General features: G+C 68.8%; 18 protein-coding genes. 11 read left to right on the plus strand and 7 right to left on the minus strand.

Annotated features, from left to right (window positions below; all coding sequences use genetic code 11):
- Positions 1-128 precede the first annotated feature (128 nt).
- Positions 129-1,685 carry an alpha/beta hydrolase gene (locus B0293_RS15945; protein WP_005159493.1) on the plus strand — a complete coding sequence of 519 codons (1,557 nt, stop codon included), beginning with the start codon at positions 129-131 and terminating at the stop codon, positions 1,683-1,685.
- On the opposite strand, the gene B0293_RS15950 is transcribed toward B0293_RS15945, so the two are convergent.
- The gene (locus tag B0293_RS15950) at positions 1,649-2,311 is read right to left on the minus strand and encodes a response regulator (RefSeq protein ID WP_005159490.1); all 663 of its coding nucleotides are present in this window, start codon (positions 2,309-2,311) and stop codon (positions 1,649-1,651) included. The two genes, B0293_RS15945 and B0293_RS15950, sit on opposite strands and share 37 nt — an antisense overlap.
- Positions 2,308-3,027, minus strand: a complete 720-nt coding sequence (locus tag B0293_RS15955; RefSeq protein ID WP_005159488.1) for a DUF7134 domain-containing protein — start codon at positions 3,025-3,027, stop codon at positions 2,308-2,310. Before B0293_RS15955 ends, B0293_RS15950 begins: the two co-directional genes overlap by 4 nt.
- Positions 3,028-3,209: 182 nt before the next feature.
- Between B0293_RS15955 and B0293_RS15960 the strand changes: the two genes are divergently transcribed.
- From B0293_RS15960 to B0293_RS15970, 3 genes are all read left to right on the plus strand, one after another.
- Positions 3,210-3,443 (plus strand): hypothetical protein, encoded by a 234-nt coding sequence (locus tag B0293_RS15960; RefSeq protein WP_005159482.1) that lies wholly within the window; start codon positions 3,210-3,212, stop codon positions 3,441-3,443.
- 160 nt (positions 3,444-3,603) lie between these two features.
- On the plus strand, positions 3,604-4,437 hold the full coding sequence (locus tag B0293_RS15965) for a hypothetical protein (protein ID WP_245191980.1): 834 nt from the start codon (positions 3,604-3,606) through the stop codon (positions 4,435-4,437).
- 15 nt (positions 4,438-4,452) lie between these two features.
- Positions 4,453-5,154: a hypothetical protein gene (locus B0293_RS15970; protein WP_005159476.1), complete on the plus strand. Its 702-nt coding sequence runs from the start codon at positions 4,453-4,455 to the stop codon at positions 5,152-5,154.
- Positions 5,155-5,348: 194 nt separating this feature from the next.
- Here the strand turns inward: B0293_RS15970 and B0293_RS15975 are convergent, their stop codons facing one another.
- Positions 5,349-7,004: a glutamate--tRNA ligase gene (locus B0293_RS15975; protein ID WP_005159475.1), complete on the minus strand. Its 1,656-nt coding sequence runs from the start codon at positions 7,002-7,004 to the stop codon at positions 5,349-5,351.
- A 172-nt stretch (positions 7,005-7,176) separates the two neighbouring features.
- Between B0293_RS15975 and B0293_RS15980 the strand changes: the two genes are divergently transcribed.
- The 4 genes from B0293_RS15980 (at position 7,177) to B0293_RS43710 (ending at position 11,031) form a co-directional block, all read left to right on the plus strand.
- Positions 7,177-8,415, plus strand: coding sequence for a substrate-binding domain-containing protein (locus B0293_RS15980; protein ID WP_005159473.1), 1,239 nt, complete (start codon positions 7,177-7,179; stop codon positions 8,413-8,415).
- Positions 8,412-9,938 (plus strand): vWA domain-containing protein, encoded by a 1,527-nt coding sequence (locus B0293_RS15985; protein ID WP_005159471.1) that lies wholly within the window; start codon positions 8,412-8,414, stop codon positions 9,936-9,938. Before B0293_RS15980 ends, B0293_RS15985 begins: the two co-directional genes overlap by 4 nt.
- A complete protein-coding gene (locus B0293_RS15990) occupies positions 9,925-10,698 on the plus strand; it encodes a hypothetical protein (RefSeq protein WP_005159470.1) in 774 nt (257 codons plus the stop codon). Before B0293_RS15985 ends, B0293_RS15990 begins: the two co-directional genes overlap by 14 nt.
- A gap of 156 nt (positions 10,699-10,854) precedes the next feature.
- Positions 10,855-11,031 carry a hypothetical protein gene (locus tag B0293_RS43710; protein WP_167334554.1) on the plus strand — a complete coding sequence of 59 codons (177 nt, stop codon included), beginning with the start codon at positions 10,855-10,857 and terminating at the stop codon, positions 11,029-11,031.
- Here the strand turns inward: B0293_RS43710 and B0293_RS15995 are convergent.
- Positions 10,978-11,919, minus strand: coding sequence for an MBL fold metallo-hydrolase (locus B0293_RS15995; protein ID WP_005159469.1), 942 nt, complete (start codon positions 11,917-11,919; stop codon positions 10,978-10,980). The genes B0293_RS43710 and B0293_RS15995 overlap by 54 nt on opposite strands.
- Before the next feature lie 82 nt (positions 11,920-12,001).
- Between B0293_RS15995 and B0293_RS16000 the strand changes: the two genes are divergently transcribed.
- Positions 12,002-12,862, plus strand: coding sequence for a LysR family transcriptional regulator (locus B0293_RS16000; protein WP_039918612.1), 861 nt, complete (start codon positions 12,002-12,004; stop codon positions 12,860-12,862).
- Between the two features lie 39 nt (positions 12,863-12,901).
- Complete coding sequence (locus tag B0293_RS16005) at positions 12,902-13,318, plus strand: hypothetical protein (RefSeq protein WP_005159467.1); 417 nt, start codon at positions 12,902-12,904, stop codon at positions 13,316-13,318.
- A gap of 3 nt (positions 13,319-13,321) precedes the next feature.
- Here B0293_RS16005 and B0293_RS16010 read toward each other — a convergent pair whose 3' ends face one another.
- Complete coding sequence (locus B0293_RS16010; RefSeq protein WP_005159466.1) at positions 13,322-14,227, minus strand: glutaminase; 906 nt, start codon at positions 14,225-14,227, stop codon at positions 13,322-13,324.
- 171 nt (positions 14,228-14,398) lie between these two features.
- Between B0293_RS16010 and B0293_RS16015 the strand changes: the two genes are divergently transcribed.
- Positions 14,399-15,790 (plus strand): amino acid permease, encoded by a 1,392-nt coding sequence (locus B0293_RS16015; RefSeq protein ID WP_005159465.1) that lies wholly within the window; start codon positions 14,399-14,401, stop codon positions 15,788-15,790.
- A gap of 57 nt (positions 15,791-15,847) precedes the next feature.
- On the opposite strand, the gene B0293_RS16020 is transcribed toward B0293_RS16015, so the two are convergent.
- On the minus strand, positions 15,848-17,332 hold the full coding sequence (locus B0293_RS16020) for a CoA-acylating methylmalonate-semialdehyde dehydrogenase (protein ID WP_005159462.1): 1,485 nt from the start codon (positions 17,330-17,332) through the stop codon (positions 15,848-15,850).
- Between the two features lie 20 nt (positions 17,333-17,352).
- Positions 17,353-18,222 carry a Cgl0159 family (beta/alpha)8-fold protein gene (locus B0293_RS16025; RefSeq protein WP_005159460.1) on the minus strand — a complete coding sequence of 290 codons (870 nt, stop codon included), beginning with the start codon at positions 18,220-18,222 and terminating at the stop codon, positions 17,353-17,355.
- Positions 18,223-18,266 lie beyond the last annotated feature (44 nt).

Consider the following 18,266-nt stretch of genomic DNA (forward strand, 5'->3'; position numbering starts at 1 on the left):
GACGACACTTTTGCGGCCACGCGCAAAAGCCCTGGCAGCGACGTCTATGCCTCCGGGAGTAGCCGCGAGGAGCGGATTTCGGCCTGAGAGCAGAGGTTTCCGCGAGTTGCCGCGCATAGCGTCGAGGTATGAGCAAGCGAAGGAAAGTACTCGCCGCGGGCCTCGTGATCGTGTTCCTGGCGGGCGCCGGACAACCGGTCGCGGCTTCCCCGGCACAGCGGATCGCCTGGCACGACTGCCGCACCGGGCCGGACGACGAGACGGGGCAACGGCTCGCGGCGGCCGGGGCGACCTGCGGTGAGGTCACCGTTCCGCTGGACCACGCCGATCCGGGCGGCCGGACCCTCTCGGTGGCCGTGGCGCGCCGTGCCGCGACCGGCCCCGCGCGCCGGCTGGGCACGCTGATGGTCAACACCGGCGGTCCCGGCCCGTCCCGTGACGGCGTGGCCTTGCTGGCACAAGGCCTGCCACCGGAAGTCCCGTCCGGGGCGCCGTCGCTCGCCGCGCGATACGACCTGGTCGGGATCGACCCGCGGTTCTTCGGGCTCAGCTCACCGCTGGAATGCGGCTGGCCCACCGGGCGATACCTGCACAGCGCCCAGCTGGCGAGTCCGGACCGGGCCTCCTTCGAACGCGGTGTGGCGGTCGCGCGGGAACTCGCGGCCGAATGCGCGGACCGTCGTGACCTCCTCGCACACGCGTCCACCCGCGACATCGCGCGTGACCTGGACGTCGTGCGGGCCGCCCTCGGCGAAACGAAGATCTCTTACCTTGGCTGGTCTTTCGGCAGCCATCTCGGCGCCGTCTACCGCGGGCTCTTCCCGCAGCGCGTCGAGCGGATGGTGCTCGACAGCGCCGCCGCTCCCGGAGCCGCGGGTCCCGCGCTCACCCGGGAAACCGCGCCGGCGGACGCCGCGGCGTTGCGGGACTGGGCGAAGTGGGCCGCCCGCGGTGACGGGCGCTATCACCTCGGCGCCACCGCCGACGACGTCCTGGCCACGGTCGACCGGATCGCCCGCGCCGCCGCACGCGAACCGTTCCGCGTCGGCCGTCACCGGATCGACGCGGCGATGATCCCCGGGCTGCTGCTCACCGTCGACGACAGCGACGCGTTCTACGCGGAGTTCAGCTCCCAGGTCGTCGTGCTGCGTGACGCCGCCCGCGGTCTCGCCGTCACGCCGACACCCACGCAGGAGTGGAAGCTGTCCCTGTACACCGACCCGGACGTCGAGCCGTCGTTCGGGTTCAGCGCCACGGTCGCGAACCAGTGCGCGGACCGCGCCGCGTCCCGCGATCCCGAAAGCTACTACCGGGACATCCAGGCGCACCGGGCCAGTGAGCCCCTCTTCGGCCCGCTGGCGCGGCACATCACGCCTTGCGCGTTCTGGCCCGTCCCGCCCTCGGAAGGACCCGTACCGATCGGCGACGACCGTCCCGCGCTGCTCGTGGGCGCCTTGGGGGACCCGGTCACGCCGTATGCCGGGCAGTTGGCCCTGCGCCGCGCCCTGACGGGATCGCGCCTGGTCACGCTGGACGGCGCCTTCCGGCACGGGGTCTACCTTTTCGACCCGGCGCCTTGCGTCACCGAAGCCGTCGAGTCGTACCTTCTCGGGGGAGCCCTGCCCCGGACCGACGTCACCTGCGCGCGTCACCGCTCGCCGGGACGGACCACTCCCGCTTCGTAGGCGAGCACCACCGCCTGCACCCGGTCCCGCACCCGCAGCTTGGCCAGGATGTTGCCCACGTGGGTCTTCACCGTTCCCGGCGCGACCACCAGCCGCTCCGCGATCTCGGCGTTGGACCAGCCGCGGGCCATCCCGGCCAGCACCTCCCGTTCGCGCCCGGTCAGCGTCGCCGCCGACCGGGCCGCGTCGGGGTCGAGCGGGGGCGCCAGCCGGTCCAGCAACCGGCGGGTGGTGGTGGGGGCGATCACCGCGTCCCCGGCGTGCACCGTCCGGATCGCGGCCAGCAGCTCCTCCGGGGTGGCGTCCTTGAGCAGGAAACCGCTCGCCCCGGCGCGGATCGCGGCCAGCGCGTGCTCGTCGAGGTCGTACGTCGTGAGCATGAGGACCTTCGGCGCGTCAGGCAGGGCGAGCACCCGCCGCGTGGCCTCGATGCCGTCGAGCACCGGCATCCGGACGTCCATCAGCACCAGGTCGGGGTGCAGGCGCCGGGTGTGCTCGAACGCGGCGAGACCGTCACCCGCCTCGCCGACCACGGTCAGATCCTCCTGCGACTCGATGACCATCCGGAAGCCCGCCCGGACCAGCGCCTGGTCGTCGGCCAGCAGGACACGGACCGGCGTGGTCATGGCCGGCCGTCCCGCAGGACGCCGAGCACCCGCCGCAGATCGCCCAGCGCCTGCCGGGCGCATTCGCCGATGGTGACCAGCGCCGACTTCCCGGCCTCGGGCGACGCCGCGTACCGGCCACCGTCGGCCTGCGCGATCACGACCGCGAGCGAATGGGCGACGATGTCGTGCATCTCGCGGGCGATGCGGGTCCGCTCCGCGAGGACGGCGAGCCTCGCCTGCTGTTCGCGGTGGGAAAGCCGCACCCGGCGCAAGGTCCCGGTCGCCCACGCGGCCACCACCGTGCTGGCCAGGAAGGCGCCGACGAGCAGGTGCGCGGTCGCGGACGACGGCAGCATCGGCCAGCTCAGCCCGCCCAGCACGGAACCGGCGAGGCCGATCGCGAGAGCGCAGCCGCCCGCCCGTCGTGGTCCGTAGGCCGCCGCGGCGTGCACCGCCAGCGGTACGGCGAGGTCCGCGGGCAGCGCGCCGACGTCGTCCCGGATCACGAGCCACTGGACGCCCGCGGCTCCCAGCACCAGCGCCGCGCACACCGCGGCGTCGCGCCGCCGCAAGGCGAGCGGAAGCGAAAGGAGCAGGGAAAACAGGAAATAGGCCGCTTCCGCCCGGAGGAATAGTCCTAAAAGGACGCAGCAGGCCGCGAGCGTCAGCGCGATCAGGACGTCGACCAGCGACTCGTGTCCACGCAGCCAGGAATCGAGTCGTTCACCGAGCACGTCGTCACCCTATGACCGCGGGCGCCGCCGTCACCTCGCCATGGGGGCTGAAACCGGCTACGCCCGTCGGGCTAGCCCGAACGGAGTAAGGGAGGCGAAGGTGCGGCGTCGGAAATCCCGTGTCCCGGCATCCCTCGGCACGCTAGCCTGGCGGAAACGACTTCATCTGCGGGGGAGCGGACATGGTCGGAATCTGGATAGCGCTCGGGGTCCTGCTGGTGGTGATCGGTGTCGCCGTGCTCACCGATCTGCGCGATCGGGGCAGGGGCGGGACCCGCAAGGTCATGCTGCCGGGCTGGACCTCGCGGCGTGCCGGTTACACGGAGAACGATCTCGTGCACGGGCGCTGGGTGGAGAAGTCGCCGCGTGAGCAGGACGAGGAACTTCAGCGCAGGTACAAATCGGGCGACGAGTGAGCCGGGGTTAGCCGTCAGACTGCGGATTCCTGCGCGGGATTCGGCTCTTTTCGCGGATTTCACGGGAAAAACGCTGCTGCGCCAAGGCGGTGACCCCGATCACAGTGACCTCTCGGATCGTGAGAACATGAGGCACAGGCTGCCGGATCCCGGAGGGTGAATGCTCCGCAGAATGCGTCGCTGGCTCGAATTGCTCAGTCTCGGCGGGTTGGCGGTGGTCGGCTTCGCGGTCGGAATCGCGGAACAGCTCGGCTGGCTGGACAAAGTAGCGCCGAAAGGCGTCACCACCCTGACCCTGATCATGGTCAGCGGGGTCGTCGTCGTGCTGCTCATCGAGCTGACCCCGTTGCGCGCCTTGGAAGACATCCGCGATCGCCTCGCCGGTCTCGACATCGACACCATCGCCTCGAGCCTCCGCCGTACGCATTACGGCGGGGTGGTCGAAGTGCACAAACGCTTCCCGGACGACGCGTTCGCCGCCCGCGTCGCGAAGGCCAAACAGGTGACGATCCTGAACACCTGGATCCCGAACCTCGGTCTGCTGGAACACGAACTGGAAACCGCCATCGCCGGACACCGGGCCGAAGTGCGGATCATGTTGCTGCACCCGAACTCGATGCTGGTGGGGTTGCGGGAGGCGGCGCTGGGCCGGTCCGACGGCGCGGGCAACGCCTTCGTGAGCACGGGGATCACGAACTGCCTGGAGACACTCTCGCGGCTGCACGGGCGGCTGGGGAAACGACAGGGCAACCTGAAGGTACGGGTGTTCAACTCGCAGGCCTCGGTCGCGGTGTACCGGGCCGACGGGCGCTACCTGGTCAGCATGTTCCTGCACGGCCAGCTGGCGATCCATTCGCCGCAGTTCGAGATCGAGGGCACGCACGACACCGTGCTCGGCGAGCAGATCCAGCACGAGCTCGACACGTTGTGGGACATCGGCCGCGACGTCGACCTCGGCGACTGGAACCGAAGCATCGACATGATCCGTTTCTGAGCAAAAGGTGTAGTGATGCGAGACCTTGACGAGTTCGAAGACGGCTTGATCGACGGGTTCCGGAATCACCCGACGCTGCGCGGCGTCACCGAACTCTCGCAGGAGGACCTGCAGGCCGTCCTGCTGCAGCGACGCTTCCTGTCGCTGGCCTTCACGATGGCGTACGACCTGGCGATCGACCTGCTCACCGACGAACAGTCCGTCCGGATCGCCCGCGTCATCGTCCGGGAGGAGTACCCGGACAACTCTTCGCCCGGCAGCACGCCTTCGCACCGCGAGGACCTGATGACGGACATCCTCGCCCTCGGCGTCCCGCGCGAAACGCTGGTGCGGTCCCGGCGGTCACTGGCCACGACGGCCTGCCTCGACACCACCATGGAGCTGATCTCGTCGGCGGGCGATTCGAAGCACGCCGATGTCGAACTGCTGACGATCCTGCGCTTCTGGGGCGAGGTCCTCGTCTCCGTGGAGTACGGCGAGCTGTGGCGCCGGATCGGCCCGGTCCTCGGCGACAAGTCCGTCTTCTACTACCCGCACCACGTGCACGACGCGAAATCCCGCCCGCTGGCCGCCGCGTCCCCGCTCTCGCTCACGCATTCCGATCAGCTCGGGCTGCGTCTCGTGCAGCTGCTCGACTCGGAGGAGGCGCGGGAACGGTTCCGTGAGACGGAGAAGGCCGTGGTGGCGATCAAGACGGCGTTCTACGACCAGTTCTAGGGCGTCGTGATCTGAGGACGGCTGTCCGTGAAGGCCTCCTTGCCTACCTTGAGGGTAGGAAAGGAGGCCTTCACGGATTTCAGCAGGCTGCCGGTTTCGGGGTGTTGCGAAAGCCACTTTCGCAACCTTCAACGTTGCGAAAGTGGCTTTCGCAACACCACCGCCGGGGCCTCCGGCGAAGGTGGCGAAACGACTCACTCGCCCACAAGACCGGAGAACCGGCCCAGCGTCTCCTCGCGCCCCAGCGCCTGGGTGATCGAGTGCAGGTCCGGGCTCCGGGTCGAGCCCGTGATCGCGATCCGGATGATCTGCGAAGCCTCGCGGATCGAGCCGGGGAAGCCCTCGGGGTTCTTCTTGAGTTCCTTGGCGTTCTTCGCGAAACCGTGCTTCGCGGCCACATCGCGGATCTGCTGGAACCACTCCTGGCCGTCGTCGAGCTGCTGGTAGTTCCCGACGAAGTCCCGCACGACGGCCTGGACGACCTCGCGGTCGACACCGAGGGCGGCGATCCGTTCGTCGTCGGGCCCGGCGACGGCGGCGTGCAGCTGCGGGAAGAAGAAGCCGTAGACGGCGCGGAACTCGCTCCACTTCTTCAGGTCCTTGCGCGGGTTCTCGGCACCGTCGCGTTCGACGGCGAGTGCCCGGAGCGCCAGGTCCGGCTCGGCGTCGAGGACGGCGAGCAGCGCGGGGTCGAAACGCTCCGCCCAGGTGCGGACCTCGGCGAGGATCTCGGCGCCGGACAGCGTGGCGATGTGGTCGGCCGAGATGTCGTCGAGTTTGACGAGGTCGACCAGCGGGCCCGCGACACCGCATTCGTCCAGGTTGATCGGCTCGGCGAGGGCCTGGTCGAGCGGCAGCTCCGCGAGCCGTCCGTTGGCGAGGCCGCGCAGGTAGTAGAGGACGGCCTTGGTCGGGTAGCCGGACTCGATGTAGAAGTCGACGCTCGCTTCCGGGTCCTTGCGCTTCGACAGCTTGCGCTTGCTGCCGCCCTCCTGCTTCATCAGCGGCGCGATGTGCGCGTAGGTGATCGGCTCGAAGGCGAGCGCCTCGAACAGCTGCTGGTGCACCGGCACGGACGAGATCCACTCGTCGCCGCGGATCACCAGGTTGACGCGCATGAGGTGATCGTCGACGGCGTGCGCGAAGTGGTAGGTCGGCAGCCGCGGGCTCTGGTCGGAGCTCTTGAGGATGACGACGTCGTTGCGGTTGGCCTCGGCCTCCAGCGGGCCGCGGATGGCGTCGGTGAACCGGGCGCGGGCGCCGGTGTCGTCCGGGGCGCGGAACCGCACGACGTACGGGTCGCCGGCGTCGAGCTTGGCCTGGACGTCCGCCGGGTCGGCGTCGCGCCAGATGGCCCACGAGCCGTAGTAACCGGTCGGCAGCTTCGTGGCCTGCTGGCGGGCGGTGATCGCCGCCAGCTCGTCCTTGGTGGCGAAGTCGAGGTACGCGCGGCCGAGGCGGAGCAGGTGACGGACGTAGGTCAGGTAGATCTGCTCGCGCTCGGACTGCTGGTACGGGCCGTAGTCGCCGCCGCGGTGGATGTCCTCGTCGGCGGCGAGGCCGAAGTAGGCGAAGCCGCGCTCGAACTGGTCGATGGCGCCTTCGACCTCGCGGGACCGGTCGGTGTCCTCGACGCGGACGAGGTAGCGGCCACCGCTGCGGCGGGCGACGTCCTGGTCGATGGTGGCGACGTAGACGCCGCCGATGTGGACGAACCCGGTCGGCGAGGGGCCGAAACGGGTGACCTTGGCGCCCTCGGGGAGCTCGCGGGCGGGGTAACGCTGTTCCCAGTGCTCGGGCTCGGGCAGGTCGGCGGGGAAGAGGGCGTCGATGACTGCTCGGTCCAGCATGGCGGTTCAGATCTCCCGGCGTCGTGGTGCATGGCGGTTTTCGCCACCGAAGAGCCTAACCGGTCCGGCTTCCCGGCCTGGTGAGGGTGGGTCCGAAGCCGAATCGAGACGTGCTTTTCCGTCGGTGGTCCCCGGTAAAATGGGTCTTGCCGGATATTCGGGGAGGAAATCGGTGACCACCGATAGCTCGCTTCGTGAAGAACCCCAGCTCACCATCAGACCAAAACCTTCGGCGTTCTTTCTCCGCCGTCGATTTCTCCGTGGTTTCGGGCCCGCGCTCGCCCTCGCCGTGAGCGGGCTGGTCGTCCTGCTCCTGACGGGGACGATCGTGGTGCCCTTCCAGCAGACGCTGGTCCTGCGCGGCAAGATGGGCTCCAAATCGGATCTCTTCGAGGATCCGAAGATCCAGGAAATCCTGATGCGCCATCACATCCGGGTCCATGTGACCAGGACGGGCTCACGGGACGTCGCCACGCACGACCTCAGCCAGTTCGACTTCGTGTTCCTGTCCGGCGAACCCGCCGCGGGTCTCGTCCGGCGGGCCAGGGCCGACCAGTGGACGGGCAGTGCGCGGCAGCCGTTCACCAGCCCGATCGTCCTCGCGACCTATCGTCGTTACGCGGAAACGCTGGCACGCAAGGAGATCGCCTCGAAACCGGCGGGACAGCCGGATTCGCTGTACTACACGCTGCACACCGGGAAATTCATCGAGACCATGCGGCTGGGACAGACCTGGGACTCACTGGGCGTCCGGGATTTCGGCGCGGCGAACGGGAACCGGGTGCTGGCCCAGACCTCGAACGTCTGCGATTCCAATTCGGGCGCGACGTACCTGGTCCTGCTGGCGTTCCTGGAGAACGGCCGCCAGGTACCGGTGGTCGATCCCCGCCCGGCCGGTGCACCCGCCGGCCCGCCGAACCTCTCGGCCGCGCAGGCACTGGCGAACCGGATCAAACCGCTCGTCGCCGCGCAGGGTTTCTCGTCGGCCGACCTGTCCGAGTCCTATGCGAACCTCGCCGAGGGCGACAAACCGATCGTCGTCATCTACGAGCATCAGTACCTCGCCATGCAACTGCGGGCCAAGGCGCAGAGCGGGCAACCGGACCTCGACCGGGTCCTGCTGTACCCGGAGGACAACATCCTGACGAAGCCCCAGTTTCTGGCCCTGAAGCCGGAAGCGGAACGGCTCGGCGAACTGATCACGTTCGATCCCGATCTCCAGAGGCGCGCGATGGAGCTCGGATTCGGCGTCGCGACCCCCGCCGGCAGTACGAAAAGCGCGCGGTTGTACGACTTCCTCCGCGAACAGGGGTTGACGGCTCCCGAGGTCGCGGACAACGACAGCACCACGCCGTTGCCGGACAACCTGGTGCTGGAACAGATGATCAAGACCGTCGGGGACTGCCCGTGAAGCGGCTTCTCGCGGGCTTGTGCTGTCTGCTGCTGGTGGTCGCCGCCTGCACGAGCGGCGGCGAGAAGGTGAAGCTGCGCGTGCTGGCCAGTCCCGAACTGGCGGACCTGGGGACGATCCTCGACGACCTCCGCGAGGAAACGGGAATCGAACTGGAGATGGATTTCCAGGGAACAGTCAACGAAAGCACGGCCCTGATCCCGGGCCGGGCTTCGCACGATCTCGCTTGGCTTTCCACCGACCGGTTCTTCCAGCTCGATTTCCGGCGGGCCGCGGACAAGGGGGAGCGGCCACTGGCCACGAAGACCATGATCTCCCCGGTCGTCGTCGGGCTGACCCCGGCCAAGGCGGCGGAACTGCGCCGCGGCAAGCCGGACGGGAAGCTGTCGTGGGCGGATCTGGCGGACGCGGCGGCGGGCGGTCGGTTCCGGTTCGCGATGGCGGATCCGGCCAAGTCGACCAGCGGGCTCACCTCGCTCGTCGGGGTGGCGACGGCCGCCGCCGGCACCGGGGCGGCGCTGCGGCTCGAAGACGTGAAATGCGACAAGCTGCGGGGCTTCCGCACCGGGCACACGCTCACGGCGGACACCTCGGCCGCGCTGGTCGACCGGTTCGCCGAACGCCAGGACGCCGACGCGATCATCGGCTACGAGTCCACTTTGCTCACCCTCAACGCGAGCGGCAGGCTCAAGACGCCGCTCGAACTGGTGTACCCGCGCGACGGCATCGTCCAGGCCGACTACCCGATCCTGCTGCTCGACCCGGCCAAACGGGAGGCCTACGACAAGCTCGTCTCGTGGGTCAAAAGTCCCGCGACACAGAAGAAACTGATGGACAGGACCCTCCGGCGGCCGATCACCGGCGAAGTGGGGCTCGATCCGAGACTGCCCGCGTCGATCGGGAACTCGCTGTACTTCCCCGACGATCCGGCCGTCGTGGACGAACTGCTGGAGGACTACGCCGACAAGGCACCCGGCCACGTGATCTTCGTGCTCGATTTCTCGGGTTCCATGAAGGGCGCGAGGATCGCCGCGCTCCGGGCGACATTCGCCGGGTTGAGCGGCGGTCCGGACGGCGGGTTCGACCGGTTCTACCGCGGCGAGCGGCTCACGGTCCTCCGCTTCGGCGGGAAGATACTGGGGGACAAGGAGTTCACCGTCAACGGACCCCAGGATCTCGACGCCTTGCGGGCGTTCGTCGCGGCCGAAGACTTCGACGGCAGCACGGCGGTCTGGGCGGCGCTCGGCGAGGCCTACGCGAGGGCCGGTGCCGATCGCCGGGCCGAGCCGGATCGTGCCGTCTCGATCGTGCTGATGACCGACGGGGAGAGCAACACCGGCCCCGGCATCGACGAATTCCTCCGCGCGCCTAGGGAATCCGGCGTGCACACGTACACCATCCGGTTCGGCGAGGCCGATCCCGCCGAGCTGGCCCGCGCGGCCGCGGCGACCGGCGGCCGCATGGTCGACGCGAACGCGACGTCCCTGCTCGACGCCTTCAAGGAGATCCGTGGCTGCCGATAATCTGTGGTGGGAAGTCTGGGGAATGTGGCTCGCGGTCTGGGTGCTGACCGTCGTCGCCTTCCTCGTCGCGGTGGTCGTCTTCGTCCGGCATTGGCGCCGCGCGCGATCCGACGGTGATCAGGGGATGATCCGGGGCATCGGCTTCTACCTGCACACGAAATCCGTGATGGGCCTCTACCAGCTGCATCGCTACAACGAGGCGCTGGAACAGGAGGTGGAGAAGCGGCGGAGCCGGGGTCGGCGGTTCGGGGGATCGGGTGGATTCGGTCCGCTGAAAGGGGAATCGGAACGCACCGACACCGACGAGGAGTTCCGGCGGTACATCCGCAAGGCCGAACCGATCACCGTGATCGGCATCGTGATGAAGGTGCTGGAGAAGCACCACGACATCATCTACGTCGATCTCGCGAAGCAGGAGCTGGCCCACAATCGGGCGCTGGTCAAGGAACTCGGCTGGTCCGACGGTCACGAGAGCACCCGCCAGCTCAAGACCCGGCTGCGCGGCGTCGAGGCGTTCGTCTCCGTGAAGGGCCTGTTCCGCAAGAGGTCGCAGACCGACGAAGAGACGGTTTTTTTCGCACCGTACGGAAATCCGGACGATCCTGAGCGAAGCAGGCGGATCCGGTTCACCTGTCTGACCAGCGATCTGCGGGATTCCGTGCCCTCCGGGGCGTTCCGGGCCAGGTGCCTCGGCAAGGTGGAGGACTGGGACCCCGAGACCGGTGAACTCGTGGTTCATCCCATCGCCATCTTCAAGTGACTTTTCCCGGCAGTCTGCTCCACTCGCGCCATGCGAATGACACGAGTGGAGCAGACGAAAGCCACACGTCGTCCGTGGTGCTTCGCACTGTCGGCGGGTGGGGACGAACCTGCACGATTTCGGTATCCAACACCGCAGGTTCTCAGGGAGATTCGCATGAAGAACGTCGTTTCCGACGATATCCGCAGCTTCTTCGCCGACTCCGGTGTCGACGTCACCGTGGCCGGACAGACCGAGGTCGACGTCGTCATCGATCACTTCGACAACTGGAAGAACGCCTCAAGCGGAGGCGCTTTCGGCTGCTTCACCGGCGCCTGCTGCCTCATGGCCTGAGTGGTCCGCGCAGAAGCAGCCGACGCCCTTCGTGATCCAGTCCCGGCCTTCCCATTCAGGATGGCGTTCGATCATCAGCGCTTCGACCTCCGCGGCGATCGTCTCTTCGGGGAGAGCCGAGTCTCGTCGCTTCCAGGTCTCGTCGCGCAGCAGTTCGAGGTACTCGCGGACGTCGGTCAGGATCCGGCGTCCGGAGACGTCGCCATGGCCGGGGACGACGATGTCCGGGCCGGTGGCGGCCAGCCGGCGCAGGACCTGGATCCAGCGCCGTCCGGAGACATCGGTGTCGTACGGCGGGAACCACGGGAAGATCGAGAACTGGCCCGCCTCGACCAGGTCCCCGGTGAACAGCACGCCCGCGTCGGGCACCGTCACCACCTGATCGCCTTTGCTGTGGGCGCGCCCGGTGGCCTCCAGCCGGACGACCCGCCCGCCGAGATCGAGGTCGTACGCGTCGTCGTAGATCTCGTCCGGGGCGATCAGCGTGACGCCGTCCAGTGCCCGTGCGACCGGTGTCCCGAGACCCCGGAACATGTCGAGATAGCTCGGTCCTTTGTGGACGAGGTCGCTCGCCTGCGCGCGATTGACGAGATAGGTCGCCTCGTCCGCGAAGACCTGCGCGCCGAAAGCGTGTTCGGGGTGGAAATGCGTCGTGGTCAGGTACAGCTTGCGGCCGCGGGCGTATTCGGCCGCGAAGGCGAGCACCTTCTCGGCGTTGCGAGGACCCAGCCCGGTGTCGACGACGAGCACCGAGTGTTCGCCGCCGATGATCCCGATGTTGGGGACGAGGTCGACGCCGAGATTCGGGATCACCACGAGGTCGCGGGCGATCTCACGGGCTTGCCCGGGGTCGACGGCGGGCTCGTGGGTCAGTGGTTCGAAAGGCATGACCCCACTGTCGCGCCGCGCTCCGTCCGTCGTCCAAGACCGATCTTCGAGGCCCGATACCGGCTGGGTATCATCGCTGGTGATGGAGCTTCGTCTGTTGCGCTACTTCGTGACCGTCGCCGAGGAGAGACACTTCGGCCGGGCCGCCGCGCGGCTGCACATGACCCAGCCGCCGCTGAGCCGCGCGATCCAGCAACTGGAGAACGACCTGGGGGTCGTCCTGCTGCTCCGCTCGGCCGCCGGCGTCGAACCCACCGAGGCCGGAACCACCCTGTACGCCGAGGCCCGCGCCCTCCTGGACCAGGCAGACCGCGCCCGGGCTCGCGTGACGGCGGCCGCGGGGCCCGCGACGCTCACCGTCGGCACCCTCGCCGACGGGGCGGGGGAGGCGGGCACCCGGCTGGCCGCGGCGTTCCGGCGTCGTCATCCCGAGGTCTCGATCCGGTTCCGCGAGGCGGACTTCACCGATCCCACCACCGGCCTGCGCGCCGGACTGGCCGACGTCGCGCTGACCCGGTCGCCGTTCGACGAAACCGGGATCAGCGTCCGCGTCCTGCGCTCCGACCCGGTCGGGCTGGTCCTGCGCACCGGCGACCCGCTCGCCGGTCGTGCCTCGCTCCGGCTGGCCGAGGTCGCCGACCGGCCCTGGTTCCAGTTGCCGGAGGGGACGGACCCGCTGTGGCGCGAGTACTGGAACGGGGCCGCGCCCCTCGGCGCGCGGCCCGCCGGTCCGGTGGTGCGCACGGTCAGCGAATGTCTCCAGGCCGTCCTGTGGAACGGTTCGGCCGGGATCGCGCCCCTCGGGCACACCCTCCCCGACGGGCTCACCTGGGTCCCCCTGACCGACATGCCGCCGAGCCGGCTGGTCGTCGCGTGGGTGACCGGGCAGGAGAACCCGCTGATCCGCTCGTTCGCCCGGATCGCCGTCGAAAGTCACCGGTGAGGGTGGTGTGGAACCGCCGTTTCCGGGGAATCCACCGGCATGCCGGAATCACGTTCGGAACCTGACGACGCGACCGCCGACGCCGTCGGAAAGCTGGTCGCCGCACTCGAAACGGTCGAACAGGCACGAGGGCATCTGTACGCCTTCCATCATCTGACGGGAAGCGCCGACTTCGCGCTCGACGAGGCCGCCGAGGCGCTCGAGAAGGCCGGGCACGCCGAGTGGGCCGAGCGGATCCGGACCGAGCTGATCGGGCTCAACGTGCTGCCGGAGCGGTGGACCTTCCAGCTGATCGAGGAGTACGACGACGGCTACTACGCGGCCTTCCGCGGGATGACGCGGGACGTCACCGGCGACCTGACCGGCGGACGGCGGCATCTGCACGAAGAACGCATCAAACGGCGACGGCGTACCGAAGGGCGGCCGGGACACGAGATGGGCCCGCCCAGTACCTGAGGCTCAGAAGATCGACCAGCCGGTCAAGGTGGTGAACCGGTCGAGCGCCGCGACACCCGCGACGGAGTTGCCGCGCGCGTCCAGGCACGGGCTCCACACGCAGACCGCGCACCGGCCGGGGACGATCGCGACGATGCCGCCACCGACGCCGCTCTTGCCGGGAAGCCCGACACGGTAGGCGAATTCGCCCGCCGCGTCGTAGGTGCCGCAGGTCAGCATCACCGCGTTGACCCGCTTGGCCGCGCTCAGGCCGAGCAGTCTGGTGCCGTCGTTGCGCACGCCGTGGCGGGCGAGGAACACCGCCGAGCGCGCGACGTCCGCACAGGTCATCGCGATCGAGCACTGGCGCACGTACTGGTCGAGGACCGCGGGCACCGGATGGCGCATGTTGCGGTAGGACGCCATGAAGTACGCGAGCGCGCGGTTGCGGTCGGCGTTCTCCGCCTCCGACGCGGCGACCTCGGCGTCGATCCCGATGTCCGTGCGACCGCTTTCGTCGCGGAAGAAGCGCAGCAGCTTCTCCGCCGCGTCGCCGTGGTGTGCCAGCTCGTCGGTCACCACGAGCGCGCCGGCGTTGATGAAGGGATTGCGGGGGATCCCGTCTTCGTTCTCCAGTTGCACGAGCGAGTTGAACGGGTTGCCGGACGGCTCACGCCCCACCCGCGCCCACAGGCCGTCACCGTGCGAGAGCGCCAGCGCCAGGGTGAAGACCTTCGACATGCTCTGAATGGAGAACGGCACCTCCCAGTCGCCGACCCCGTGCACCCCACCGTCCACTTCGGCCACCGCCATGCCGAACCGTCGGGGCTCGACCCTGGCCAGTGCGGGGATGTAGTCCGCGACGGCGCCGCGGCCGATCTCCGGGGCGACGTCGTCGGCGATCCGGTCCAGCAACGCTGCGAGGTCCACGCGCCGTAGCGTAGGAGGCCGCACGCGCGCGCGAAGATCGGGGTTCGCGCGTGAATTTGTCAAATCGAAAAGGGAAATTCCAGTAAAACCACCAGAGTGACGTCCCGCACACCTTAAGTCTTCCTTAGCACTGTTGGTGACCTGCCGCACACGCTCTAGCGTCTGGCAACCATGGATTCCTCGCTGCTCACCGAAAAAGGTGAAAGCTACTCAAAAGCACTGGGCAACCGCCAAGTGCAGATGATCGCCATCGGCGGCGCGATCGGCGTCGGGCTGTTCCTCGGTGCCGGTGGCAAGCTCCACCAGGTCGGGCCGTCGCTGGTCCTGTCGTACGCGCTCTGCGGTATCGCCGCGTACTTCGTGATGCGCGCCCTCGGTGAGCTCGTGCTGCACCAGCCGACTTCCGGAAGTTTCGTCACCTACGCCCGCAAGTTCATCGGACCGTGGGCGGGGTTCGTCTCCGGCTGGATGTACTGGGTGAACTGGGCGATGACCGGTATCGCGGAGATCACCGCGGTGGCGATCTACGTGCACAAGTGGCTGCCCGACGTTCCACAGTGGATCACCGCGCTGGTCGCCCTCGGCGTGCTGCTGGCGGTGAACCTGCTTTCGGTGAAGCTGTTCGGCGAGCTGGAATTCTGGTTCTCGGTGGTCAAGGTGCTGGCCATCGTGGTCTTCCTGGTCACCGCCGTCGGGCTGGTGCTCACCAGCGCCGACATCGGCGGCACCACGGCGGGCGTGCACAACCTGACCGCCCACAATGGATTCTTCCCGGCCGGCATCGGCATCGCCCTGATGACGCTCCAGGCGGTCATCTTCGCGTACTCGGCGATCGAGGTCGTCGGCATCGCCGCCGGCGAGACCAAGGACGCCCGCAAGGTGCTGCCGAAGGCGATCAACGGCGTGGTCTGGCGGATCGGCGTGTTCTACGTGGGATCCGTGCTGCTGCTGGCGATGCTGCTGCCGTGGCCGTTCTACAACGGCGGCGAGAGCCCGTTCGTCACCGTCTTCACCCGCCTCGGAATCCCGGGTATCGGCGACGTGATGAACGCGGTCGTGCTCACCGCCGCGCTGTCGAGCTGCAACTCCGGCCTCTACTCGACCGGCCGTATCCTGCGGGCACTGGCCGAAAAGGGCGAGGCGCCGAAGTTCGTGGGCAAGATGAGCAGCCGCCACGTGCCCTACGGCGGCATCCTGTTCACCTCCGCCGCTTACGTGCTGGGCGTGGTGCTCAACTACCTGGTGCCGAAGGACGCCTTCGACATCGCGATCGCGATCGCCTCGCTCGGCGTGATCACCACCTGGGCGACGCTGATCTTCTGCCAGATGCGGCTGCGCCAGGCGGCGCTGCGCGGGGAGCTGGAACGGCCGTCCTACCGGATGCCGTGGGCGCCCTACAGCGGTTGGGCGACGCTGGGCTTCCTCGCGCTGGTCGTGGTCCTGATGGGCTTCTCCGACGGTGCGGAGAAGATCGCGTTCTACTCGATCCCGGTGCTGGCCGTGGTCCTGGCCGTCGGCTGGCGGATCGTCGGGAAACGGCGGCAGCGGCACGAGGTCGGCTGACGACCCGCATTTCGTCCTCTAAATGCGATAGCGCATTTAGAGGACGAAATGCGCGGGTCAGCTCGAAGTGGGGAAGTTGAACCCCGCCGCGGACTGCGGCCATCGCGTCGTGACGACCTTCGCCCGGGTGTAGAAGTTGACGCCCGCCGGGCCGTGGATCGGGCTGTCCCCGATGAGGGAGTCCTTCCAGCCGCCGAAGGAGTAGTACGACATCGGCACCGGGATCGGCACGTTCACCCCGATCATCCCGACCTTCACCTCCCGCTGGAACCGCCGCGCGGCCTCGCCGCTGCCGGTGAAGACGGCCGTCCCGTTGCCGTACTGGTTCGCGTTGATCAGTGCGATCGCCTCGTCCAGGGTGTCCACCCGCACGATCCCGAGCACCGGACCGAAGATCTCCTCGCGGTAGGCGGACATCTCCGTGGTCACGTTGTCCAAAAGGGACGGTCCGACGAAGAAGCCGCCCTCGTGCCCGGCGACGCGCAGCTCCCGGCCGTCGACCACCACTGTCGCGCCCTGCTCCGCGCCGAGGGCGACGGAGTCGATCACCCGTCGCCGCGCGGCCTCGGTGACGACGGGGCCCATGTCGTTGCCTTCGTCGTAGCCGGGGCCGACCTTGATCTCGGCCGCCTTGCGCTCGAGGATCTCGATGAGCCCGTCACCCGCCGAACCGACGGCGACGCCGATGGAGATCGCCATGCAGCGCTGCCCGGCGGAGCCGAAAGCGGCCGCCGTGAGATGGTTCGCGGCGTATTCGAGGTCGGCGTCGGGCAGGACGACGGCGTGGTTCTTGGCCCCGCCCAGCGCCTGCACGCGTTTGCCGGTGGCCGTCCCGCATTCGTGGACGTACTTGGCGATCGGCGTGGACCCGACGAACGACACGGCGGCGATACCGGGATGCTCCAGGATCGCGTCGACGGCGACCTTGTCCCCGTTGATCACGGTGAACACGCCGTCGGGAAGTCCGGCCTCGGCGTACAACTCGGCGACCAGCCGGGACGCGGACGGGACCCGCTCGCTGGGCTTGAGCACGAACGTGTTGCCGGTCGCGATGGCGATCGGGTGCATCCACAGCGGGACCATGATCGGGAAGTTGAACGGCGTGATCCCGGCGACGACGCCGAGCGGCTGCCGGAAGTCATGCACGTCCACGTCCCGCGAGACCTGGTCGGAGAAGCCGCCCTTCAGCGCGTCGGCGATGCCGCAGGCGTACTCGACGATCTCGCGGCCGCGGACGATCTCGCCGCGCGCGTCGTCGACGACCTTGCCGTGTTCGGAGGAGATGATCCTGGCGAGTTCGTCTTCGTGTTTCACCAGCAGCTCGCGGAAGGCGAACATCACCCTGGTCCGCTGCGACAGCGACGAATCGCCCCACGACTCGAACGCCTTGCCTGCGGCGGCCACCGCCGTGTCCACATCGGACGGTTCCGCCAGGAGCACCTTCGCGCGTGCCTGCCCCGCGGCGGGGTCGTACACCGGAGCGGTACGGGTGGAGCCGGCTGTGGTCGCGGTGCCGTTGATCCAGTGGTCGATGGTCTTCACGCGTTGTCCTCCACGGGTGTTCACAGCAGTCCGACGGCCGTGTCGACGGCCTTGGCGACGTCGCCGTCGTGCGGGTAGAGCAGGGAACGGCCGACCACGAGGCCTTGCACGGTCGGCAGCGCGAGCGCGCGCTGCCAGGCGGCGAACGCGGCGTCGGGATCCTTGACCTCGCCGCCCAGCAGGACGGCGGGCAGCGTCGAGGCGGCCAGGACGCGCTCCATGTCCTGCACCACCGGGAGTTTCAGCCAGGTGTAGGCCGAAGAACGGCCGAGCGCGGAGGCGATGGTGATGGAGCGGATCACGGCCTCGGGGGAGAGGTCGTTGCGCAGGCGCCCGTCGACCCAGTCCGCGACGAACGGCTCGACCATCGCGATCAGTTTCCGGTCGGCGAGGTCGTTGACCGCCTTCGCGGTGTTCTCCAGGACGCTCGGGGTCGCCGGGTCGGTCAGGCAGATCCTGGTGAGCGTCTTGCCGCCGTCGAACCGCATCCGCTCGATCGTTTCGGCGTCGTAGCAGGCGAACCGGTCGTCGATCTCGAAACTGGATCCCGAGAGCCCGGTGCGGTTCATCGAGCCGATGACGGTCTTGCCTTCGAGGGCGCCGAGGAGCAGCAGGTCGTCGATGATGTCCGGCGTCGCCAGCACGCCGGTGACGCCGGGCCGCTCCAGCGCGAGGCCGAGACGGTCCAGCAGTTCGCCGCGGTCGGCCATCGCCAGCGGGTCCGAGCCGACTCCGTTCGCCCCGCGCGCCGGATGGTCCGCGGCGATGATCATCGTGCGGCCCTTGTCGTTGAACGGCGATTTCGCCCGGACCCGGGCGGTCGCGGCCGCCGCGACGGCCTCCGGATCGCGCACCCTCGCGGCGACTATCCGGCGCACTGTGTCCGACACCTTTCCTACCTCCCGGCTCGCGTGGTCCCTCGACCATCGCAAGA

The sequence above is a fragment of the Amycolatopsis azurea DSM 43854 genome, assembly GCF_001995215.1.
GTDB classification, from domain to species: domain Bacteria; phylum Actinomycetota; class Actinomycetes; order Mycobacteriales; family Pseudonocardiaceae; genus Amycolatopsis; species Amycolatopsis azurea.